Below are 22,448 nucleotides of genomic sequence, written 5' to 3' on the forward strand. Positions count from 1 at the left end.
TATCCTTTCGTTTGATTGATTATATTATAGCATAAAACGGTATATAATATCAAGAAAAAAGAACCGATTTTATTGTCGGTTCTTTAGTGGTGTTATTTATGAATTTCCTTCATTTCTTCGTGCATATTTGCGGCGTTTTGAGTAATTTTTTCAAGGTCGTTTCTTTCCTCAACCTTATCGACAAGCGATGATGCCATAGGAACGTCCGCCTCACGGCTTGCCTGATATTTATATGCAAGTTTCAAAAGTATCGGTGTAACGATGGTTGTCGCAACAACGACAAGTACAAGCGGTGCGAAAAATTCGTCTTTCATAAGTCCCATTGACATACCCTTTGTGGCAACGATAAGTGCAACTTCACCTCTTGAAATCATACCGATACCGATTTTAACCGATTGAAGATTTGTGTATTTGCATATCTTGGCACCAAGTCCGCAACCAATCATCTTTGAAAGAACTGCAACTACAAGCAATAATACGGTAAGTACTACAACCGTTGCAGACATATTGCTGAATGTTACTTTAAGACCAACGCTTGCAAAGAATACCGGTGAAAGAAGAACGTATGAAACCGTATCGAAACGGTTTAGCATATACGAAGTTTTTTTGTTGTTTGAAAGGATAAGACCTGCAACAAACGCACCTGTAATATCACTTACACCGAAGAAATATTCGGCGGCGAATGACATAAGCAAACAGAATGCAAATGCAAGAATTACGAAACGTCTTAAATCCTTTTTGTATTTGTTAATCCATGGATTGACAAACTTGATGAAAAGAAATGCCACAACTCCGCAGAATATGAAGAAACCGAGTATCTTCAGAAGTATTACCCACAGAGAAACGTCACTGCCGGCAAAGCTTGAAATAACAGTAAGTGCAATAATACCGAGTACGTCATCTATAAGTGCCGCACCCAAGATTGCGTTACCTGTTTTTGTCGAAAGTTTGCCGAGTTCTTTAAGTGTTTCAACTGTGATACTGACAGATGTTGCGGTTAGAACGACACCGACAAATATGTTTTGCAGCATTGTCTGTTGGTCGGTTATCGGGTTGTAGATCGTGGCTACAAAGTATCCGCCGACAAGCGGTACGATAACGCCGAGCAGAGCGATTATAAACGACGCAAGACCTGTCTTTTTCAGTTCCTGAACGTCTGTTTCAAGACCGGCTGCGAACATAAGTACGATAACACCGATTTCGGCAATGTTCTTGATAAAATCGGTTTCCTGCAAAACTCCGAAACAGGCAGGACCTAAAAGAAGTCCGGCGATAAGAGCACCGACTACCTGTGGCAGTTGGATACGTCTTGTTAAAAGTCCGAGGATTTTTGTACTTATCAAAATAAGTGCAATGTCGAGTAAATATTTGTAAGATTCCATTGTTGTTGCCTCCTATATAAATAAGTATTAATTTTTTAAATCTAAGAATTAATTTTACTCCTATAAGTGCATTTTATCAAGACAGCAAAAAAAACAAAATTAATAAAATTTTTTGTCTATTTTTCTACTTTTAGGACAGACGGTGTGAATTTGATTAAAATATAATTGCAATTATGCGTGAAGTGGTATATAATATAAATATGCTGCAGACAAAACCGTTGCAGTTTTGTCTGCTTTATTTTGTTGACAGGCTCAGCATTAAAAAATAACAGAGTAGATTCGTGTGCGTGAAGTGCGGAGTGAACGGGGAGTTGTCACTTTGACGAAAAGCCTTAGGCTTGCGGTATACGGATTGCATCCCGCTGATTTACGGTAGAGAATATTATTTAAGCTCCCTATGGCAAGGGAGCTTTTTCTTTTTAACGGGACGGCTTTGTCTGAAAGGATATGAAGTTGATGAATTACAAAGAGGCAAGAGAGTACATAAAAAAAGCCTCGCAATATGGGATTGTTCCGGGATTGGATAATATATCAAATCTCTGCGATAAACTCGGTAATCCGCAGAATGAACTTGATGTTATTCACATCGCCGGCACTAACGGTAAAGGAAGTGTAGGTGCTTTTGCCGAACAGATTTTGATTGAGTCCGGCAAGAAAGTCGGACGATATGTTTCACCGTCGGTTTTTGATTATCTTGAACAGTTTCGTATAAATGCAGAAAATATGATTGAGGACAGATATGCTTATTATATAAGCCGTATCAGTGAAGTTGCGGACAAAATGACTCCGCACCCTACACCTTTTGAAATGGAAACGGCGGCGGCATTTTTGTATTTTAAAGAAGAACAATGTGATGTTGTTTTGATTGAAGTCGGTATGGGCGGACGTGAGGACGCAACCAATATTATTCCGAAAAGTCTTGTATCGGTGATAACTCCGATAAGTATGGACCATATGAAATTCCTCGGCAACACGCTGGAAGAAATCGCATATCAAAAGTCGGGTATTATAAAAAACAACGGACTTGTCGTTACGGCAAAACAGGAAAATTGTGTGATGAATGTCATAGAAAACGAGTGCTGTGAAAAAAATGCACGGCTTATAAAAGCCGACAATGTGACGGAATATGAAATATCGCTTGACGGTGAATATCAACGCGAAAATGCCGCCGTTGCGGAAGAAGTGTGCAGGCATATTGACGGTGTGAGCGAAAATGATATAAAGAACGGTTTAATAAATACGGTATGGCACGGCAGGTTTGAAAAAATATGCGATAAACCGGAATTTATAATTGACGGCGCACATAATATTGACGGTGTGAAAAGGCTCAAAGAAAGTATCGAAAAGTATTACGGCAATCGAAAAATCGTGTATATAACAGGTGTGTTTGCGGATAAGGCATACAAGCAAATTGCCGAAATAACCGCACCGCTTGCACAAAAGATATACACGATTACACCGAACAATCCGCGAGCGTTATCAAACGAAAAATATGCAAGTGCAATAAGTGAATATAATCAAAATGTTGAGGCGGTAAGCTTTGATACAGCACTTAAATTGTGCCTTAATATGACGGACTGCGTTGTTATTGCGTTCGGTTCATTGTCGTTTTTGGGTGAATTGAAAAGAAAAACGGACGACATAATAAGTATGCGAAAATGCAACAATATTTTGAAGAATAAAAATTTTCGTGACATTCTGTCAAAAATCAATTCTGCCGAAAAGGACAGAATTTACTGCAATCACGGAATTGACCATCTTTTAGACGTTGCAAGAAGTGCGTATATTTTGAATTTGGAAAACGGACTTAACATACCGAAAGAGATTATATACGGTACGGCTTTACTGCACGATATAGGACGGTATGAGCAATATAAAAACGGCACAAATCATCACAAAGCAGGCGGTGAAATTGCGAAAAAAATACTTTGTGAATGTGGGTTTGCAAGTGATGAGATTGAATATATGGTTGAAGCGGTAAGGGCGCATAGGAAAATACCCGAAAAAGCGGAAACACTCGGCGATATTATTGCGATTGCGGATAAGAGAACACGTTTGTGTATGATGTGCAACGCAATAGATACCTGCAAGTGGAGCGAAAATGAGAAAAATACAGATATAGTGTTGTAAGGGGGATAAAAATGATAATAGGAAACAAGGAATTCGGAAATCATACATATGTAATGGGTATATTGAATGTGACGCCTGATTCATTTTCGGACGGAGGTAAGTTTAATAATATTGACAGTGCTTTAAAGCATACCGAACAGCTTATAAATGACGGTGCGGATGTAATTGATGTCGGCGGTGAATCGACAAGACCGAATTATACAAAAATCAGTGATGAAGAAGAAATTGAAAGAGTTGTGCCTGTAATAGAAAAAATCAAGGCTGATTTTGATGTGCCCGTTTCGATAGACACATATAAAAGCAAGGTAGCCGCGGCGGCTGTCGGAGCAGGCGCGGATCTTGTAAATGATATATGGGGATTGAAATACGATAAGAATATGGCGGAAGTGATTGCAAAATCGGGTGCGGCGTGTTGTCTTATGCACAACAGAGAAAGAGCAGAATATAATTCCTTTGTGGAGGACGTACTTGACGACCTTAGAGAAACAATAGCCATTGCGAAAAAAGCGGGTATTGCTGACGATAAAATAATACTTGACCCCGGTGTGGGTTTTGCGAAGTCGTATGAACAAAATCTTATTATAACGAATAACGTAGACAGACTTAACGAACTCGGCTACCCTGTTTTGCTCGGTACGTCAAGAAAGTCAATGATAGGCTTGACGCTCGATTTGCCGTCAGACCAAAGAGTTGAGGGGACTGTTGCAACATCGGTTATAGGAGTTATGAAAGGCTGCAGATTTGTAAGGGTACACGATGTGCTTGAAAACAAACGTGCGATACTTATGACCGAGGCAATAATAAACAGCTGATAAAAGGAGCGGAAAATGGACAAAATATCTATCAGAGGACTTGAAGTTTTTGCAAATCACGGTGTTTTCAAAGAAGAAAACGTACTCGGACAAAAATTTATCGTGAATGCGGAGCTTGTGTGTGACACAAGAATTGCGGGCAAAGAGGATAATCTTGAAAAATCGGTGAATTATGCAGAAGTGTGCAATCTTATTACCAAAGTAATGAGAAACAACACATTTAAGCTTATTGAGGCGGCGGCGGAAAATATTGCCGAGAAAATATTGCTTGAATACGATTTAATAAGAGAAGTAACAATAACATTAAAAAAACCTTGGGCGCCGATTATGATGAGTGTTGATACTGTGGAAGTGAGCATAACGAGAAAATGGCACAGGGCATATATTGCACTCGGTTCAAATATGGGTGACAGCAAAGGTCACCTTGACGGTGCTGTCAAAGAACTTGACGCGGATAAGTGTTGCAGAGTGAAAAAAGTGTCGGAGTTTATCGTGACAGAGCCTGTCGGCGGTGTTGAACAGGACGATTTTTTAAACGGCTGTCTTGAACTTGAAACGCTTTACACACCGTATGAATTGCTTGATTTTTTGCATAAAATCGAACAGGCACATAACAGAGAACGCATTGTTCATTGGGGACCGAGAACACTTGATTTGGATATTATTCTTTATGACGATGTTGTTATGTACGAGGACGATTTAATCATACCTCATATCGAAATGGAAAACAGAGAATTTGTTTTAAAACCGCTTTGTGAGATAGCGCCTTATATAAAAAATCCCGTAAATGGAAAATCAATAAAACAACTTTTAAGTGAAATTCAAAAATAAATAATTTTGTACAAAATATTTTTATACTTTTTATGCAAAATAATACGATATGTCACTTGAAAAATATCGCTACTTATGATATATTTGTAATGTAAATGTAAAATAAGGTCGTAGACGGAAAAAATCCGTCGAGGAGAGAGAAAATTTAATACATATCCAGTAAGAAGGAGAATTACAATGACAAACAACTTTATAAGTAACGAAACACCGATAGTCGGCAAGCTTAGTATCATTAGTATCATAAGTATGAAAGGCTGTGAAGGCATAACGGCTAAGATTGATGAATATCTTAGAGCTTTTAGAGGTTATGAGGATACAGAAACTTATGTTACTCATGTAACTTGTCCGAGATTTGGTACAGGCGAAGGAAAATGCGTTATCGATGAAACCGTAAGAGGTCATGACGTGTATATCATATGCGATGTGTTCAATTACGGTGTTACCTATAAAATGTACGGAGTTGAAAATCATATGAGTCCTGATGACCATTATCAGGATTTGAAACGTGTTATTGCCGCAATGGGCGGTAAGGCAAGACGTGTTACTGTCGTAATGCCTATGCTTTACGAGGGCAGACAGCACAGAAGAAACGGTCGTGAATCACTTGACGCGGCACTTATGCTTCAAGAACTTGTTCATATGGGCGTGTCAAATATCATTACATTTGACGCACACGATCCGAGAATTTCAAATGCAATTCCACTTGCAGGTTTTGATGATGTTCAAGCGACATATCAGATGATAAAGGCACTTGTCAGAGCCGTTCCTGATATATCACTAAACAAAAAAGATACTATTGTAATCTCTCCTGATGAAGGCGGTATGTCAAGATGTATGTACTATTCATCAGTGCTAAAGCTTGACCTTGGTATGTTCTATAAAAGACGTGATTACTCTGTAATCGTAAACGGCAAAAACCCTATTGAGGCTCACGAATATTTGGGACGTGACGTAAACGGTAAGGACGTTATTATCGTTGACGATATGATTTCATCGGGTGAATCTGTAATTGACGTTGCAAATAACCTTAAAAAGCAGGGTGCAAAGAGAATATTCGTATTTGCGTCATTCGGTCTTTTCTGTAACGGTCTTGAGTGCTTTGATAAAGCGGCGGCAGACGGTATTGTTGATAAGATTTTCACAACAAACTTGATTTACAGAAATCCTGACCTTGCAACTCGTGAATGGTACTGTGAAGTTGATATGTCAAAATATATCTCACTTCTTATCGATACTCTTAACCATGATGAAACTATATCAAGTCTTCTTAACCCTGTTACAAAGATTAAGAATCTTGTCAGTAAACTTGAAAATAAATAGGAGATAATTATGCAGTGTGTGTTGTTGGCGGCAGGCTATGCCACAAGATTGTATCCGCTTACGGAAAATATGCCTAAGGCACTTTTAAAACTCGGTGACAAGACTATTTTGGAAATGGTTACGGATAAAATTGACGAGGTTAGCGATGTCGAAAATATCTACATTGTGACTAACGAAAAGTTTTATAAGCAGTTTGAAAAGTGGTGCGAAAGCTATAAAGGCCCGAAAAAAGTTAAGGTTATTAACGACCATACAACGAGTAATGATAACAGACTCGGCGCAATCGGTGATTTGAAGTACGTTATTGATACGGAAAATATCAATGATGAAATTCTTGTTATGGCAAGCGATAATATATTTGATTTTTCGCTTTGCGATTTTGTGGATATGTACCGCAGTAAAAACGCTGATATGATTTGTGCGCATACGATTGAGAATAAAGAAGATTTACATTCTATGGGCGTTGTTGAACTTGACGGTGACGGCAAGGTGACAAGTTTTGAAGAAAAGCCGAAACAACCTAAATCGGATTTGGGTGTACCGCCGTTTTATCTGTATAAACGCGATACACTGCCTCTTATAGATGAATATTTGAAAGAGGGCAATAATCCCGACGCACCGGGACACTTCATACCGTGGCTTATCGGAAAAAACGATGTGTACGCATATGTGTTTGACGCAGTTCGTATTGACATCGGTACACCGGAAAGCTATTATGACGCTTGCGAAAAGCAGAAAAACGGTACATTGTTTAATAAGTAATACTAAAGGACAGTTTAAAAACTGTCCTTTTTACTTGCAATCAAAGATGAGGGAAACCTCATCTTTTTTGTGTTCACAAATTGTTAAAAAACTAAATACAAAATATTCATTGACAAAAGAAACAATGTGAGTATAATAATAGATGAAAGGTCAAAGAAAGTCAAAGTCAAAGAGGTGATTAAAAAATGGGTATGAGTGATAAGATAGAAGCTTTCATAAACGAACTTCTGAAAGACGATACGGACGAATGGTTGGAGCTTAAACGAAACGAACTTGCTTCAATATTCGGATGTGTTCCGTCACAAATTAATTACGTTATTTCAACAAGGTTTAATCCCGAACACGGTTATATCGTCGAATCAAGACGAGGCGGCGGAGGTTATTTGAGGATTAAACAGGTAAAGCACGAAGATGGTATCATAATGCAGACCATCAAAGCCGTAGGCGAAAGCCTTGACGAGAAAACCGCTAAATCATATTTGGCAAACTTAATCAGGCACAACGCTCTTGATGAAAGAACAGCTTCAATTATATTCAGCGGAATATGCGACAATTCTTTGACTGTTAATCAACCACAAAAAGACAAAGTAAGAGCAAATATATTTAAGAATATGCTTGCTATGGCAGGTAAATAAGGAGGATGATTGGAATGTATGATTTATTTTCAGATTTGTTTGATGGGTTTGATTGGTTTATGCAGCCGACAACTTATAAAGAGGAAAAGAAATGTCCCGTTTGCGGACGTACTTATTCCGATTTCAGACGAGATGGCAAGCTTGGGTGCAGTGAATGTTACAAAGTGTTCAGAGGTCCTGTAACCGAAACATTACGACAAATTCATCCGAGTACCGTTCATGTCGGTAAGATACCGTCAAAGTCAGGCGAAGAACTTAAATTAAAGAGAAAGTACGAAACACTAAAGCAAGAACTTTCGGCGGCGGTTAAAAATGAGGATTACGAAACAGCCGCAAAACTTCATAAACAGATTCGTGAAATAGAAAATGAGGTGAAAAAGTCATGATTTGGTATAAAAATAATAATTCGGACATAGTTGTTTCAACAAGAATACGTCTTGCGAGAAATGTTGATAAAACACCGTTCCCGAATGCCCTAAAGGACACAAAGGAAGTAACAGAAAAAATTAAAAACGCTGTTTTGGGCGGTAATTCGACATTGGCAAAGGATTTTGACTTTATTGACCTTGATAATACACCGCTTATCAGAAAACAGGAGCTTGCCGAAGAACATCTTATAAGTCCTGTTATGTGCGAGGGCAAAGGTAAGTCGGTTATGATAAGCAAAGACCGGACAATGAGCATTATGCTTATGGAGGAGGACCATATCAGACTGCAAATCATAAAAGACGGCTTTGCACTTGACGAGGCTTACTCACTTGCAAGCAAGGTTGATGATGTAATCGAAGAAAATATCACATATGCTTTTGATAATGATTTCGGTTACTTGACAGCTTGCCCTACAAATACAGGTACAGGTATGAGAGCGTCGGTAATGATGCACTTGCCTGCACTTACAATGACCGAGAATATCAACAGAGTTATTTCTTCGGCAGGCAGTCTTGGCATTGAAGTAAGAGGTCTTTACGGTGAGGGTACAAAGGCATACGGTAATTTGTATCAGATTTCAAACAGAATTACTTTGGGACTTTCCGAAAGTCAGGTAATCGAAAAATTGACTAATGTGGTTAATCAGATTGTCGATATGGAAACAAAAGCAAGAAATATGCTTAAAGAAAAAAATTATGACGTCATTGCGGACAGATTGTTCCGCTCATACGGTACACTTAAATATGCACGAAGTGTGTCGTCATCAGAGGCGAAATCACTTTTGTCCGATGTAATGCTTGGACAAAGTTTGGGTATAATTCCAAAGGAAAGCAAAATTGCACCGCTTGAATGTATGGTGCTTTCAGAGCCGGCGCTTGTGTGTGACGGTAAGGAATTATCACCGAATGAACGTGATAAAAAACGTGCAGAATTAATAAGAAACAATATCTAAATAACAAATAACACATAGAAGAAAAGGAGTTGATTATTATGTTATTCTCAAATTTCACAGAAAAAGCAAGAATTGCGATTAGCGAGGCTCACGATGCGGCTGCGGAAATGGGTCATAACTATATTGGCAGTGAACATCTTCTTATGGGACTTATTCGAGAGGGTAGCGGAGTGGCTGCTAAAGTGCTTGAGAAAAACGGCGTAACCGCCGAAAAGGTTAAAGATAAAATAAACGAATATATCGGTATCGGAGTTTCTCTCCCACAGCAGGCCGAACTTCCGCTTACACCGCGTTCAAAACGTATTTTGGAAATGAGTGCTCTTGAAGCAAGACGTTTGAACCACAGTTATATCGGTACAGAACACTTGTTAATGGCTATCATTCGTGACGGTGACGGAGTTGCCGCAAAAATTCTTGAATCGCTTGGTGTTAATTTGCCGAATTTCTATACGGATACAGTCCGTTCAATAGAGGGTGACGTTGAAATGGAGTCACAGCCGGGCGGCGAATATCACCCAAATCCAAATTCGTCAACACCGACTCTTGACCAGTTCGGACGTGACTTTACAGCTATTGCAAAAGAGGGTAAATTTGACCCCGTAATCGGCAGAAGTAAGGAAATCGAACGTGTAACTCAGATTTTGTCAAGACGTACAAAGAATAACCCATGCCTTATAGGTGAACCGGGTGTAGGTAAAACAGCCGTAATTGAGGGACTTGCTCAGAAAATTGCGTCAGGCGACGTTCCTGAGCCGTTAAAGACAAAACGTCTTGTATCGGTTGACCTTTCAAGTATGGTTGCCGGTGCAAAATACAGAGGTGAATTTGAAGAACGTTTGAAGAAAGTTGTAAATGAAGTTCTTGCGGCAAAGAATGTAATATTGTTCATTGATGAATTTCATACAATCGTCGGTGCAGGCAGTGCCGAAGGTTCGATGGACGCGTCGAATATCCTAAAACCGTTCCTTGCAAGAGGTGAATTGCAGCTTATCGGTGCGACAACGCTTAAAGAATATAAGAAATATATCGAAAAAGACGCCGCACTTGAAAGACGTTTCCAACCTGTAACAGTCGGTGAGCCGACAGTAGAAGAAACGGTTGAGATATTGAAAGGTATTCGTGACAAGTACGAGGCACATCACAGCGTAACAATCACAGATGACGCATTGAAAGCCGCCGCAACATTGTCGTCACGTTATATCACAGACAGATTTCTTCCCGATAAGGCAATCGACCTTATTGATGAGGCGGCATCTAAAAAACGTCTTGGATCACAGACAGAGCCTGATGATTTGAAAGAAAAAGAAAAGAAACTTGAAAAATTACAGTCGGAAAAACAAGAGGCTATAACTGCACAAGATTTTGAAAAAGCCGCAAAAATCCGTGATGAAGAAAAGGTATTGAAAGAAGAAGTTGAAAAACTAAAATCTTCTTGGAAAGGTACAGGTTCATCTTCGGGACTTGTTGTAGACGAGGACGATATTGCCGACATCTTGGCAGACTGGACTCATATTCCTGCCGCAAGATTGAAAGAGGAAGAAATGGAGAGATTAAAGAATCTTGAAAATATTCTTCACGCAAGAGTTATCGGTCAGGACGAGGCTGTAAGTGCGGTTGCAAAAGCAATCAAGCGTGGCAGAGCCGGACTTAAAGACCCTAAACGTCCGATTGGCTCGTTCTTGTTCTTAGGTCCTACCGGTGTAGGTAAAACAGAACTTTCAAAGACTTTGGCTGAAGCGATGTTCGGCAGTGAAAATGCACTTATCCGTGTAGATATGTCGGAATATATGGAGAAGCACGCCGTATCTAAATTTATCGGTTCGCCTCCGGGATATGTAGGATTTGAAGAGGGCGGTCAGCTTACTGAAAAAATCAGAAAACACCCTTATTCGGTAATCTTGTTCGATGAAATCGAAAAGGCACATCCTGACGTATTCAACATTATGCTGCAAATTCTTGATGACGGTATTCTTACAGACGCACAAGGCAGAAAAGTAGACTTCAAGAACACTGTTATCATTATGACATCTAACCTTGGTGCAAAAGAAATTCTCGGCAATGTATCATCTAAACTTGGTTTCAAGAAAGACGAGGAAAAGGACAAGAACATCAGTGAACACGACAGTATCAAGAACAAAGTTATGGAAGAAGTTAAACGTGTGTTTAAACCTGAATTCCTTAACAGAATTGACGATATAATCGTATTTGACAGATTGACAGAGGATAACATCAAGGAAATTGCAAAACTTATGCTTAAATCTCTTGAAAAACGTTTGAATGCGAATGAAATCAATGTAACATTTACGGAGAGTGCCGTAAGCAAAATTGCTAAGTCGGGCTTTGACCCTGTATACGGTGCAAGACCTTTAAGACGTGCAATTCAAAACGAAATCGAAGATATGCTTTCGGAAGAAATCATTGACGGTAACGTTAAGAGCGGTGACAGCATTACTGTAGATGTTGAGGACGATAAGTTTACTGTTAAAAAATAAGACTCAAACAAGGCAGTCACTTTTGTGACTGCCTTGTTTATGCAAAAAAATATAGTTGCTCATTTGAGCAACTATATAAATTTTTGTATTTAATTATGCAGCCGGAGTAGCTGTCGGAGCAGCTGTTTCAGCCGGAGCTTTTGTCGGTGCTACAGTAGCAGATGGGTCTGCGGTAGCCTCAGGAGCAACAGTGGCTGTTGGGTCTGCAGTAGCAGTTGGTTTAACTGTTTCGGCAGGAGTATCAGTACCGTTTATAACAACTTCAGCTTGGCTGATCTTTAGATCATCACCTTCATATTGTACTGATTTATTGCCTACATTGCTAACTGAGTCAACAAGAAGTGATGTGTTGAAACCAAGCTTTGTGTTGTATCCGTTTGAAAGTTGGAATGAACCCTTTTCGCCTGTAAGTGACTTGAATGTAAGTTTCATAACAGCACCGTCTGCCGTAACTGCTGTTTCGGCATTAACAGTAATAGATGCGGCTTTTACATAACCGTATGTAAATTCAGGGTTTGCTGCACCTATTGCACCTTCGATTACGTTGTCGCCGTTTACAAGTTCGGCTTTTACAAATTCAAATGCAGTAGGGTCATACTTAACAGTTGCAGTTACGCCTGAAACAAATTTTTCAGTCGGAAGATTTTCTGCGTTTACAGAAAGAACAACTTCTTCGTCCTTAGCGGCTGTTAGCTTGTCAGCTGAAAGTGACAATGCAGGAACACCTGCGTCTGCTGAAGGAGCGTTAGCTGTTGTGATATTGATTGTATAATCTTCACCGTTCCATTGAACATCTGCGTCAAGAGCCTCGCTGATTGCTCTTAGAGGAATCATAGTTCTGTCGCTGATGATTTGAGGAGCAACGTCCAAAGTTACGTCATTTTCAGGAGCAACGAAGTCTTGTCCTGACATAAGAGCTCCGAAAACACCGCTTACGTCAAAAACTTTCATTGTACTGTCGTCGATAGTCAATCTGATAAGAGTTTTGTTATCAGAACTTGTAACGTCAACAGTTCTTGTATCTTCTTTCCATTCAACCTTTGCACCCATAGCCTCAAATACGCCTCTTGCAGGAACAAGAGTAGTACCTTCGCCAAGAATTACAGGAGCTTGGTCGTCAAAAAAGATTTGACCTTGGTTCACGAATACAGTAGGAGTTTTATCCTCTGCCATAGCAATACCTGTGCATGAAACTGCAAGTGCAGCTGCAAGAGAAATGCTTAAAATTTGTTTCTTCATAAAAAATACTTCCTTTCATTTTACGAATTTATCAAACATTATAACACAAAAACTCGAAATATACAATAAAATTTTTTAAATTTGTATAGCCATACAATCGAAAATGTAGTATAATAATAAACAACTGAGGTTATATAGAGGATATATCGCCTTAAGCTCCAAGAAAATGAAAGGAGTATCTGAATATGAATGCGTTTTTGGAATACTTAGTAAAATATGTACAGTTGCTTAGAATAAGTGATTTAATTGATATATTGATAGTTTCGGTTATAGTGTATTATCTTATAAATTTAATTCGTGAAACAAGAGCAATGCAACTTGTGAAGGGTATTATATTTTTGTTTATAGCATTCTTTTTAAGTCAGTGGCTGAAACTTAATGCTTTAAACTATATTTTAGGCGGTGCAATGCAAATCGGTGCATTTGCGGTAATCGTAATATTTCAGCCCGAATTGCGTAATTTGCTTGAAAGAATGGGGCGTTTCAAAGTCGGACGTATAATTGATTTTGCGTCGGACACTACAGAGGACGATTTACACAGGGTTATAGATTCGATTGCACAAGCCGCCGCGAATATGTCGGTGACAAAGACGGGTGCGCTTATTGTAATGGAACGTGCAACGCGATTGGGTGAATATATAAGTACGGGAACAATGCTTGACGCGAATGTATCAAGCGGACTTTTGGAGAATATATTTGTACCGAATACACCTTTGCATGACGGTGCGGTTATAATAAGGAATAATAAAATTGTGACAGCCGGCTGTCTTTTGCCGCTTACCGCAAATAATAATTTATCAAGAGATTTGGGTACACGTCACAGAGCGGCGATAGGACTCAGCGAAGTCACAGACGCGGTTATTATAGTGGTGAGTGAAGAAACAGGCAAGATTTCCATAGCGTTAAACGGCTCGCTTACGCGTAATCTTTCAAGAGAGTCGCTTGCAAAGGCACTTAAAAAGATTATGAGTCAAAAGCAGGAAACGAACGAAAAGATAGATAAGATTATGTTTTGGAGGACGAAATGACGGAGAAGAAAGCGAATGTAACGAATACTCAAAAGCTGAAAACCGTAATACTTTCGGTTTTCCTTGCAGTAATCGTGTGGTTTATGGTTATATATGTGAATGACCCCGATATTACGACTACCGTTTCGGATTTGAATGTAAGATTTGTCGGTGAAATGTCGCTTAGGGATAAAAAACTTGCGGTGACCGGTAAGGATAAAATTCCCGAATTGTCGGTTGTTGTAACGGGTAAACGAAGTGACCTTATGAATTTTATGGACGATATATATGTTCAGGTTGATGTCAGCGATATTGACTCAACGGGTGAATATAATTTGTCGGGAGTGATTTCAATTCCGACAACGAGAATTTCAGTTGAAAAGGAAAAGTACGGAGATATTCCGATTACGGTTGAACCGCTTGAAATGAAAGATATTGAGGTTACTGTAAAACAGACCGGTATGCTCAAAGACAAGATAGTAAAATCGTCTGTAAATAATCCGACTGTCACAATAACAGGTGCAAAAAGTGAAATAGACGAGGTTGCAGGTGCTATTGCAACGGTTGATGTGTCAAGTATTCAAGAGGACGGCGTGGAAAACGTGAACTATCTTCTGACGGACACAAACGGTGAACTTATAAACAAGAATGAAACGATTGAAAGTGCACGTTCTTATGTGGAGGTTGTAAATACGATATATGACGCAAAACTTTTGCCTGTTGTGCCAAGACTTTCGGCAGAGCTTGACAAGGAATATATTTTGAAAGCGGATAAATCTTTTGCCACACCTGCAAGCGTTACGGTTGGCGTGGACGAAACTAATACGGATGATAAAGTCATTGCACTTATAGATAAAGTTCCGTCAGACGGTTTCGGCGAATATGAACTTGAATTGTCAAGCGGTATGTATATACCGGAGGATAATAAAAAAGTCAAGTATAAATTGGATATAGTAAAAAAAGCCGTTGCACAGCTTGAACTTACCGTACAGGCACAAAATGTACAATCAGGTTTGACGGCTAAGATAAACAATAAACTCATCGCACAGGTTTGGGGTGAGGAAGGAAAAATTACCACAGATAATGTAAAGGCTTACGTTGACGTAAGCGGACTTGGAGCGGGAACATACAATTTGCCTGTAAAAATTGAAGGTGAAAATGTTAGTTTCGCAGAAAATTATACAATAGAAGTTACTGTAGAATAGGAGAATAAATAAATGGCAGATAAATTAGTAAGAGGAAACAGTATGGACGGTGCAATCCGTGTTTTTGCGGCGGTGACAACCGACCTTGTGAATGAGGCACAGAGAATACATCATACTTATCCGGTTGCAACGGCTGCACTCGGCAGATTGCTTACAGGTGCGGCAATTATGGGTGCGGCAGGATTGAAGAATGAAACAGACAGTATGACGGTTCAGATAAAGGGCGAGGGTGAAATTACAAACCTTGTTGCCGTTACGGATTGTCACAGTAGGGTCAGAGGTTACGTTTCAAACCCGTATGTTGACAGACCGCTTAACAATAAAGGTAAACTTGATGTCGGCGGTGCTATCGGCGGCGGATATTTGAGTGTTGTACGCGATTTGGGATTGAAAGAGCCGTATGTCGGACAAATTCCGCTTGTATCGGGCGAAATTGCGGAGGATTTGACATATTATTATGCAAAAAGTGAGCAGATACCTACATCGGTTGCACTTGGCGTGCTTGTTGATACAGACAACAGCGTAATAGCGGCAGGCGGTTTTATGATACAGCTTATGCCGGAGGCTACCGAAGAAATGGCGGTTCAGCTTGAAGATATATTAAAGGAGTTGCCTCCTGTTACGACAATGATTAAAGAGGGTATGACTGCGGAGGATATTCTGTTCAGAGTAACGGAAGGATTTTCGATGGTATGTGAAAACAAGGCGGTTGTACCGGAATATAAGTGTACGTGTTCAAAAGAGCGTATGGAAAAAGCACTTATTTCAATAGGTAAAAAAGAGCTTGAAGAACTGATTGAGGATCAGGGGGAAGCTGAACTTACTTGCCAGTTCTGTGATAATAAATACCATTTCAATAAGAAAGAACTCGAAGATTTATTGGAAAAAGCAAAATAAATAAAGAATTTAGTAAAAAATGCTTGACAATCCGAGAGAAAATCTATATAATATTTGAGGTGTCTATTTTTATGATAGGAATAAAGACGGCTGATTGGGGCCGGAATTAAGCAGAGGAGGTGCTGTAACAATGAAAAGAACATTTCAACCGAAAAAGCGTCAAAGAGCTAAGGAACACGGTTTCAGAAAGAGAATGTCTACTAAGTCAGGCAGAAAGATTTTGGCTAGCAGAAGACAGAAGGGCAGAAAGAAGTTATCTGCATAATATATGAAGATGTAGGCAGGAAGCGGGGAGGAATTCTTTGCTTGTTGCCTTTTTTTCATAATAAGACAAATGAGGTTTAATATGAAAAACACTCAAAGTTTAAAACTCAACAGAGATTTCAGACGTGCATACAAGGGTGATAACTTTGTCGGAGGATATACCGTTGTATATATGAAGAAAAATAAATATCAGTTTAACCGTCTTGGTTTGAGAGTCGGTAAGGCGACCGGTAAGGCTGTTACGCGAAATCGCTTGAAAAGGCTTATGCGTGAGAGTTATCGCCTTATGGAAGATGATATTGAAAAGGGTTATGACTTCATAATTGTTGCACGAAACAGAGCTGTTGGAAAAACACAGTCGCAGATTCAAGGCGATATTAGGTTTGCTATGAGAAAGCTGGGACTAATTAAATGAAAAAATTTTTAATCGCATTGATTGATTTTTACAGACACCAAATTTCACCGTATAAAGGCGGGGCGTGCTGCCGGTTTGTCCCGACCTGTTCACAATATGCAAGAGAGGCAATAGAGAAATACGGTGCTTTGTACGGGACATATCTTGCCGTAAGAAGAATATTGAGATGTCATCCGTTTCATAAGGGCGGTTATGACCCTGTACCCGATAAACATAAAGGCAGCGGAGAGGAAAAATAAGACATATGTTTGAATATCTTATTACACGACCGATGGGCTTTATAATTGAGCACATCTATAATCTTGTTTCAAATTATGGTCTTGCGATAATTATCTTTACGATTCTTATAAAGCTGATATTGATTCCGCTTAACATACATTCGCAAAAGGCTATGAAGAAACAGCAAAAAATACAGCCTCTGATGGCTGAACTTCAAAAGAAGTATGCAAATGACCAAGAAAAACTTCAGCGTGAAATGATGAAGATTTATAAGGAAAATAATATAAGTATGACAGGCGGCTGCTTGCCTATGCTTATTCAAATGCCTATATTGATTGGTCTTTATCAGGTTATTCAGAAACCTCTTTCATACCTTGCAGGTGTTGATTGGGCTAATGCGTCGGTTATTAACGAAGTTATCCGTCTAAAGGACGCAATGGTAAATTTGGGATATAACATTGGTAATCTTGCTAATGCTACAATGGAACAGCTTGCGAACAATTCGCAAATCCAGCTTTCAAAGTGGGCAGGTATTGTCGGAACACAGGGAACGGCTCTTGAAGGTGTTTCGGGCGGAGTTCACCCTTGGGTATTGAATTTCAATTTCCTTGGTCTTGACCTTTCAAACGCACCGTCAGCGGCTTTTGGACATATTATGGCACTTGATTTTTCAAATATGAGTGTTATATTATTGCTGCTAATTCCTGTTTTGGCGGTTATTGCGTCGGTAATTTCAATGAAAGTTACTCAGGCACAGACAGGTCAAAATCAAAACACAGAAGGTCAGGCTGCTCAAATGACAAAGTCAATGAATCTTATGATGCCGGTAATGACAGCGTTCTTTACAGTTACACTTCCGGCAGGTCTTGGATTGTACTGGATTATAAGCTCAGTTGTACAAATTCTTCAGCAGTTGATACTAAATGCTTTTTTAGATAAGAAAGGGGAAGAGATCGTTGTCACAGTTCCAGAAAAGAAACAACAGCATAGAAAAAAACGCAAAAAATAAACAAGACGCAATCGAACTTGCATTAAAAGAGCTTAACGCAAGCAGAGAGGACGTTGAAATAGAAGTTCTTGACGAGGGTTCAAAAGGATTTTTGGGAATAGGTGCAAGAGATGCGCGTGTTAGAGTAACTCTTATAAAGAGCGAAGAACCTGTAAATGAAACTTATGTTCAAGAAAAAGAAGAAGTAGCAGAAACAGAAGTTAAGCCTGTAAAGCGTGAGCCGAAAGTGAAGAAAGAATCACTTGGCGATCCGGCTGATGACGCTAAGAAATTCCTAAGCGACATATTTAACGCAATGGATCTTGACGTTGCCATTGACGCAAAGATGGAAGAACAGTCTGTTTCAATCGACCTTTCAGGCGAAAATATGGGTATTGTAATCGGTAAAAGAGGTGATACTCTTGACAGCTTGCAGTATCTTACTTCACTTGTTGTAAACCAAAGATCAGATGATTATATCAAGGTTTCAATAGATACTGAAAATTACAGAGAAAAACGTGCGGAAGCATTGTTGGCACTTTCAACACGTCTTGCCGATAAGGTTACAAAGACAGGTAAGAAGTTTACTTTAGAGCCGATGAATCCGTATGAAAGAAGAATAATTCATTCAAATCTTCAAGACAGCGAAACAGTAACAACTTATTCTGTAGGTTCAGAACCGTATCGTAAAGTCGTAATTGCACCTAAGAATGCAAAGCCTTACGGTAAGGGCGGTTACAAAAAGGACGGCTATAAAAAGAGAAGTCCAAAGCCGCACAGAAATCATTCGGATAAGCCTGTTGCAGAAAAAACAGGAAGCTACACAACAACTTATAAAGCTGACTTCAAGCCTCAACAGCATAAGGCAGAATACAAGAATTTTGAAGATTATCTTGCAGGTCACAGTGATGAATTTAAAGGTGAAGAATAAGTCTAAAAGCTATCGCATATTTGCGGTAGCTTTTTCTTTGTTAAAAATGTATCAAATTGACAAAACAAATATAGCATAGTATAATAAAAATAAAGTACCAAAATATAAGGAGCGGAGATATGAAAACGGAATTTGTGAGATACCTCGAAAGACTATCGGAACTTTATCCGACGATAGACAAAGCGTCTACGGAGATTATCAACTTGCAGTCAATTCTGAATTTGCCAAAGGGAACGGAACATTTTCTTTCTGATATTCACGGTGAATATGAGTCGTTTTCGCACGTTTTGAGAAACGGCAGCGGTGCGGTCAGAAAGAAGATTGATGATGTATTCGGGCATACACTCGGTACAAATGACAAGAGTGAGCTTGCGTCACTTATTTACTATCCAAAAGAAAAAATAGATTACATAAAAAGCCTTGATAAAGATACGGAAAATTGGTACAAAATAACGCTTTACAGGCTTATTGAAATATGTAAGGTCGTTTCGTCAAAATACACGCGTTCAAAGGTCAGAAAAGCACTTCCGCCGGCATATGCGTATGTTATCGAAGAACTTATAACGGAAAAACCTGAGGTTTTAAATCGCGGTGCGTATTATGACGGAATAGTGAATACAATTCTTGAAATCGGTGCGGCGGAAAAGTTTATTATCGCAATAGCGGAGCTTATACAACGACTTGTCGTTGACCATTTGCACATAATAGGCGATATATACGACAGGGGCAGCGGTGCGCATAAGATAATGGATAAGCTTTGCTCTTATCATTCACTTGATATTCAGTGGGGTAACCACGATATTCTTTGGATGGGGGCGGCTGTCGGCAATCCTGCTTGCATTGCAACCGTTATCAGAAACAGTATCAGATACGGCAATCTTGACGTTATCGAGGACGGTTACGGAATTAATATGATACCGCTTGCAACGTTTGCTATGAGTGTGTATGCAGATGATGACTGCAGTTGTTTTGAAATTAAAAATAAAAAGCACTCATACGAAACGGAAATAGAACTTGAAATGAAAATGCACAAGGCGATTACCGTTATTCAATTCAAACTTGAGGGACAGCTTATACAAAATCACCCTGAATTTGATATGAACGAAAGGTGCTTGCTTGATAAAATTGACTTTGAAAACGGTACGGTAACTATCGGTGAAAATGTTTATAAAATGAAAGATGTCAATTTTCCTACGATTGACAAGGAAAATCCGTATAAACTTACCGAACGTGAAGAAGATATGATGAATAAACTTTACAGCGCCTTTGTGAAGTGTGAAAAATTGCAGAAACATATGCAGTTAATGCTGAAAAAAGGCGGTATGTATAAGGTTTATAACGGTAACTTGCTGTTTCACGGTTGTGTGCCGATGAACAGTGACGGCAGTTTTAAAGCAGTTAATGTGAACGGCAAGGAGTACAGCGGTAAAGATTTGTATGACGCCTATGAGGCTTGCGTGAGAAAAGTGCTTGTTTCAAATAATAAAAAAGAAAAAAGTATCGGCGGTGATATTTTGTGGTATCTTTGGAGCGGTTCGGGTTCACCATTGTTTGGTCGTGACAGAATGACAACGTTTGAAAGATACTTTATTGAGGATAAAACTTCACATCACGAAGAAAAAAATGCGTATTATGATTTGATTGAAACGGAGGACGCGACAAACAGGATTTTTGAAGAGTTCGGTCTTGACGGAACGGGGCATATTATAAACGGTCACGTTCCCGTACATCAAAGCGAGGGTGAAAATCCGCTTAAATGCGACGGCAAGGTTATAATGATTGATGGCGGTTTTTCAAAGCCGTATCATAAAGTGACCGGAATTGCGGGATATACTCTTACATATAATTCATACGGACTGACATTAACGGCACACGAGCCGTTTGAATCGGCGGAACAGGTTATTCAAAACGGCAAAGATATTGTGTCCAACCAAGTCGCCGTTCAGCATGCATTTAACAGAATACTTGTCGGCGATACCGACAACGGTAAGAAATTGAAAGAAAATATAGCCGATTTAAAGGAGCTTATAGAGGCGTACAGACAAGGTATTATAAGCGAACGAGAAAAATAAAACATCATTATAAAATCAGTACACAAAAATAAAGTAGCCAAAACCGTTTAGGTTTTGGCTATTTTAGTCCGTTGTTTTCTACGAGATTTTTAAATTCCTTCAGCTTATCGAGTGTATTCACACCTGTTCCGCGGTCAAGAATTTTTTGCTGCATTTCGGCGGAAAGTGAGTTGAAATATTGCGTTGCCTCAACATTCGACGAAATAAGCTGACTTATATTTTCGTAATCCATAAAATCACCCTGTAATAGTATGTGCGAATAATTACGAATTATGCGATAAATTGTTGCTTGCGTTTATAGGTGTGCTGTTTTTGTAATTTTTGCCGAGTATCAAAACCGACAGAAACGGTATTTTCCGTATTATGAATTTTGACACGACAATCGGAATAAACAATCCCAACACAAATACCGATACACAGCATATAACAGTCGGAAACGGTGAATATGCGAGCAGTATTCCCATCAATCCCGACACAAGAAACGGTGCGTGCATAAGATAAATGTCATACGAATACATACCGAGTGTTTTTAATAATCTTTGCGGTGCTTTGTTTTGAAGATGTTTTGAAATGTTGCATACCGTCATAATTCCCGTTACGGACGAGATACTTCTTATCAAATACAGTATGCTTTTCAAAACACCCGACGGCATTTGTGTAACGTAAAAATAACTGTACAGACAGTTGGTAACAACGAATATCACTGCGGTGACAATAGTGTTAATTGATTTTTTGTTGCCGGTGCTAAACGCAATTCTTGCAAGTGAGAAAAACAGTAAATCGCTTGTTACATAGTCAAGTATTCCGTAATAATGCACATATGCTTTTGAAATATACAATCCGAGAAGTACAATAAGCATTGGTTTTGATTTCATAATTTTCGGAATAAGTATATTCACAAGGAATACAATAAACAGTGAAAAAACAAACCATAAATGCTTGTCAATGTGGTTATTGTATGTAACAATTTGCAGAATTGCGTCTTTTAAATCTACTGCCGTATATCCGCCACTTTCAAGAACTTTTGCAAGCAGTGGGATTTTTAACGAAAAACCGATAAATAAATATGCAAATGTTGAGAATATCAAATACGGCAACATCAGATATTGTAATTTTCCGAGTATGAATTTTCCTTTGTTCGTGTAGTGAAAAAGTCCTTTTTCAAACAAATACCCCGATAAAAAGAAGAATAACGGCATATGAAAATTATATATAAATATCCATAAAAAGCCTGCAAAACCTGTTTCGCGAACCTGAGGAACAAGTGTATGACCGAGTACAACGAGGATTATTCCGATACCTTTTGCAATGTCTATCCAATCAAGTCTTTTTGTATTCATAGCGATTAACCTTCCTTGATTATAAATTATATGTATGATTATATAATAGTTGTAACAATAGTGTCAAGTATTGTTATTTGATTTGAAATATTAAATTTGATATAATTGATACACATATTATAGTGG

The 22,448-nt window shown here is 38.9% G+C and carries 21 protein-coding genes, 1 pseudogene and 1 riboswitch; of the genes and pseudogenes, 18 read left to right on the top strand and 4 right to left on the bottom strand.

The features are described from left to right. Nucleotides 1–92: 92 nt before the first annotated feature. Complete coding sequence (locus LKE05_RS03250; RefSeq protein ID WP_308455916.1) at nt 93–1,382, bottom strand: cation:proton antiporter; 1,290 nt, start codon at nt 1,380–1,382, stop codon at nt 93–95. A 267-nt stretch (nt 1,383–1,649) separates the two neighbouring features. Next, a riboswitch (THF riboswitch) is annotated at nt 1,650–1,749 on the top strand. Between the two features lie 89 nt (nt 1,750–1,838). Between LKE05_RS03250 and LKE05_RS03255 the strand changes: the two genes are divergently transcribed. The 9 genes from LKE05_RS03255 (at nt 1,839) to LKE05_RS03295 (ending at nt 11,745) form a co-directional block, all read left to right on the top strand. Then, nucleotides 1,839–3,512, top strand: a complete 1,674-nt coding sequence (locus LKE05_RS03255; protein ID WP_308455917.1) for a glutamate ligase domain-containing protein — start codon at nt 1,839–1,841, stop codon at nt 3,510–3,512. Nucleotides 3,513–3,523: 11 nt separating this feature from the next. Beyond that, entirely contained in the window at nt 3,524–4,324 is an 801-nt protein-coding gene (gene folP / locus LKE05_RS03260; protein ID WP_308455918.1) for a dihydropteroate synthase, read from the top strand. A 15-nt stretch (nt 4,325–4,339) separates the two neighbouring features. Further along, entirely contained in the window at nt 4,340–5,155 is an 816-nt protein-coding gene (gene folK, locus LKE05_RS03265; RefSeq protein ID WP_308455919.1) for a 2-amino-4-hydroxy-6-hydroxymethyldihydropteridine diphosphokinase, read from the top strand. A gap of 177 nt (nt 5,156–5,332) precedes the next feature. Continuing rightward, nucleotides 5,333–6,475: a ribose-phosphate pyrophosphokinase gene (locus LKE05_RS03270; RefSeq protein WP_308455920.1), complete on the top strand. Its 1,143-nt coding sequence runs from the start codon at nt 5,333–5,335 to the stop codon at nt 6,473–6,475. A gap of 9 nt (nt 6,476–6,484) precedes the next feature. Next, a complete protein-coding gene (locus LKE05_RS03275; protein ID WP_022231022.1) occupies nt 6,485–7,237 on the top strand; it encodes a nucleotidyltransferase family protein in 753 nt (250 codons plus the stop codon). A gap of 191 nt (nt 7,238–7,428) precedes the next feature. Further along, complete coding sequence (locus LKE05_RS03280) at nt 7,429–7,872, top strand: CtsR family transcriptional regulator (protein WP_308455921.1); 444 nt, start codon at nt 7,429–7,431, stop codon at nt 7,870–7,872. A 14-nt stretch (nt 7,873–7,886) separates the two neighbouring features. Next, nucleotides 7,887–8,258: a UvrB/UvrC motif-containing protein gene (locus tag LKE05_RS03285; RefSeq protein WP_022231024.1), complete on the top strand. Its 372-nt coding sequence runs from the start codon at nt 7,887–7,889 to the stop codon at nt 8,256–8,258. Continuing rightward, nucleotides 8,255–9,253 (top strand): protein arginine kinase, encoded by a 999-nt coding sequence (locus LKE05_RS03290; protein WP_308455922.1) that lies wholly within the window; start codon nt 8,255–8,257, stop codon nt 9,251–9,253. Before LKE05_RS03285 ends, LKE05_RS03290 begins: the two co-directional genes overlap by 4 nt. A gap of 38 nt (nt 9,254–9,291) precedes the next feature. Then, nucleotides 9,292–11,745, top strand: coding sequence for an ATP-dependent Clp protease ATP-binding subunit (locus LKE05_RS03295; RefSeq protein WP_308455923.1), 2,454 nt, complete (start codon nt 9,292–9,294; stop codon nt 11,743–11,745). A 93-nt stretch (nt 11,746–11,838) separates the two neighbouring features. Here LKE05_RS03295 and LKE05_RS03300 read toward each other — a convergent pair whose 3' ends face one another. Further along, nucleotides 11,839–12,984 carry a stalk domain-containing protein gene (locus LKE05_RS03300; RefSeq protein ID WP_308455924.1) on the bottom strand — a complete coding sequence of 382 codons (1,146 nt, stop codon included), beginning with the start codon at nt 12,982–12,984 and terminating at the stop codon, nt 11,839–11,841. A 185-nt stretch (nt 12,985–13,169) separates the two neighbouring features. Between LKE05_RS03300 and cdaA the strand changes: the two genes are divergently transcribed. The 9 genes and pseudogenes from cdaA to LKE05_RS03345 all read left to right on the top strand — a co-directional run bounded on the left by cdaA (nt 13,170) and on the right by LKE05_RS03345 (nt 20,982). Next, nucleotides 13,170–14,012, top strand: a complete 843-nt coding sequence (cdaA, locus tag LKE05_RS03305) for a diadenylate cyclase CdaA (RefSeq protein ID WP_308455925.1) — start codon at nt 13,170–13,172, stop codon at nt 14,010–14,012. Beyond that, nucleotides 14,009–15,196, top strand: coding sequence for a CdaR family protein (locus LKE05_RS03310; protein ID WP_022231029.1), 1,188 nt, complete (start codon nt 14,009–14,011; stop codon nt 15,194–15,196). Before cdaA ends, LKE05_RS03310 begins: the two co-directional genes overlap by 4 nt. A 12-nt stretch (nt 15,197–15,208) precedes the next feature. Further along, entirely contained in the window at nt 15,209–16,093 is an 885-nt protein-coding gene (gene hslO, locus LKE05_RS03315; protein ID WP_117965245.1) for an Hsp33 family molecular chaperone HslO, read from the top strand. Between the two features lie 130 nt (nt 16,094–16,223). Further along, a complete protein-coding gene (gene rpmH / locus LKE05_RS03320) occupies nt 16,224–16,358 on the top strand; it encodes a 50S ribosomal protein L34 (RefSeq protein WP_022231031.1) in 135 nt (44 codons plus the stop codon). 81 nt (nt 16,359–16,439) lie between these two features. Next, a complete protein-coding gene (gene rnpA / locus LKE05_RS03325; RefSeq protein WP_022231032.1) occupies nt 16,440–16,772 on the top strand; it encodes a ribonuclease P protein component in 333 nt (110 codons plus the stop codon). After that, a complete protein-coding gene (gene yidD, locus LKE05_RS03330; RefSeq protein ID WP_022231033.1) occupies nt 16,769–17,011 on the top strand; it encodes a membrane protein insertion efficiency factor YidD in 243 nt (80 codons plus the stop codon). The genes rnpA and yidD overlap by 4 nt, the downstream gene beginning before the upstream one ends. 5 nt (nt 17,012–17,016) lie before the next feature. Then, nucleotides 17,017–18,000, top strand: a complete 984-nt coding sequence (locus LKE05_RS03335) for a YidC/Oxa1 family membrane protein insertase (protein WP_308455926.1) — start codon at nt 17,017–17,019, stop codon at nt 17,998–18,000. Then, nucleotides 17,948–18,694, top strand: a pseudogene (jag, locus tag LKE05_RS03340) (RNA-binding cell elongation regulator Jag/EloR); the annotation flags it as partial. The gene LKE05_RS03335 and the pseudogene jag, both read left to right, overlap by 53 nt. 335 nt (nt 18,695–19,029) lie before the next feature. Further along, nucleotides 19,030–20,982: a fructose-1,6-bisphosphatase gene (locus LKE05_RS03345; RefSeq protein ID WP_308455927.1), complete on the top strand. Its 1,953-nt coding sequence runs from the start codon at nt 19,030–19,032 to the stop codon at nt 20,980–20,982. A gap of 58 nt (nt 20,983–21,040) precedes the next feature. On the opposite strand, the gene LKE05_RS03350 is transcribed toward LKE05_RS03345, so the two are convergent. Together LKE05_RS03350 and LKE05_RS03355 are read right to left on the bottom strand one after the other, a co-directional pair. Next, complete coding sequence (locus LKE05_RS03350; protein WP_308455928.1) at nt 21,041–21,214, bottom strand: hypothetical protein; 174 nt, start codon at nt 21,212–21,214, stop codon at nt 21,041–21,043. Between the two features lie 31 nt (nt 21,215–21,245). Beyond that, nucleotides 21,246–22,322 (bottom strand): acyltransferase family protein, encoded by a 1,077-nt coding sequence (locus LKE05_RS03355; RefSeq protein WP_308455929.1) that lies wholly within the window; start codon nt 22,320–22,322, stop codon nt 21,246–21,248. Nucleotides 22,323–22,448 lie beyond the last annotated feature (126 nt).

Source organism: Hominilimicola fabiformis (assembly GCF_020687385.1).
GTDB lineage: Bacteria > Bacillota > Clostridia > UBA1381 > UBA1381 > Hominilimicola > Hominilimicola fabiformis.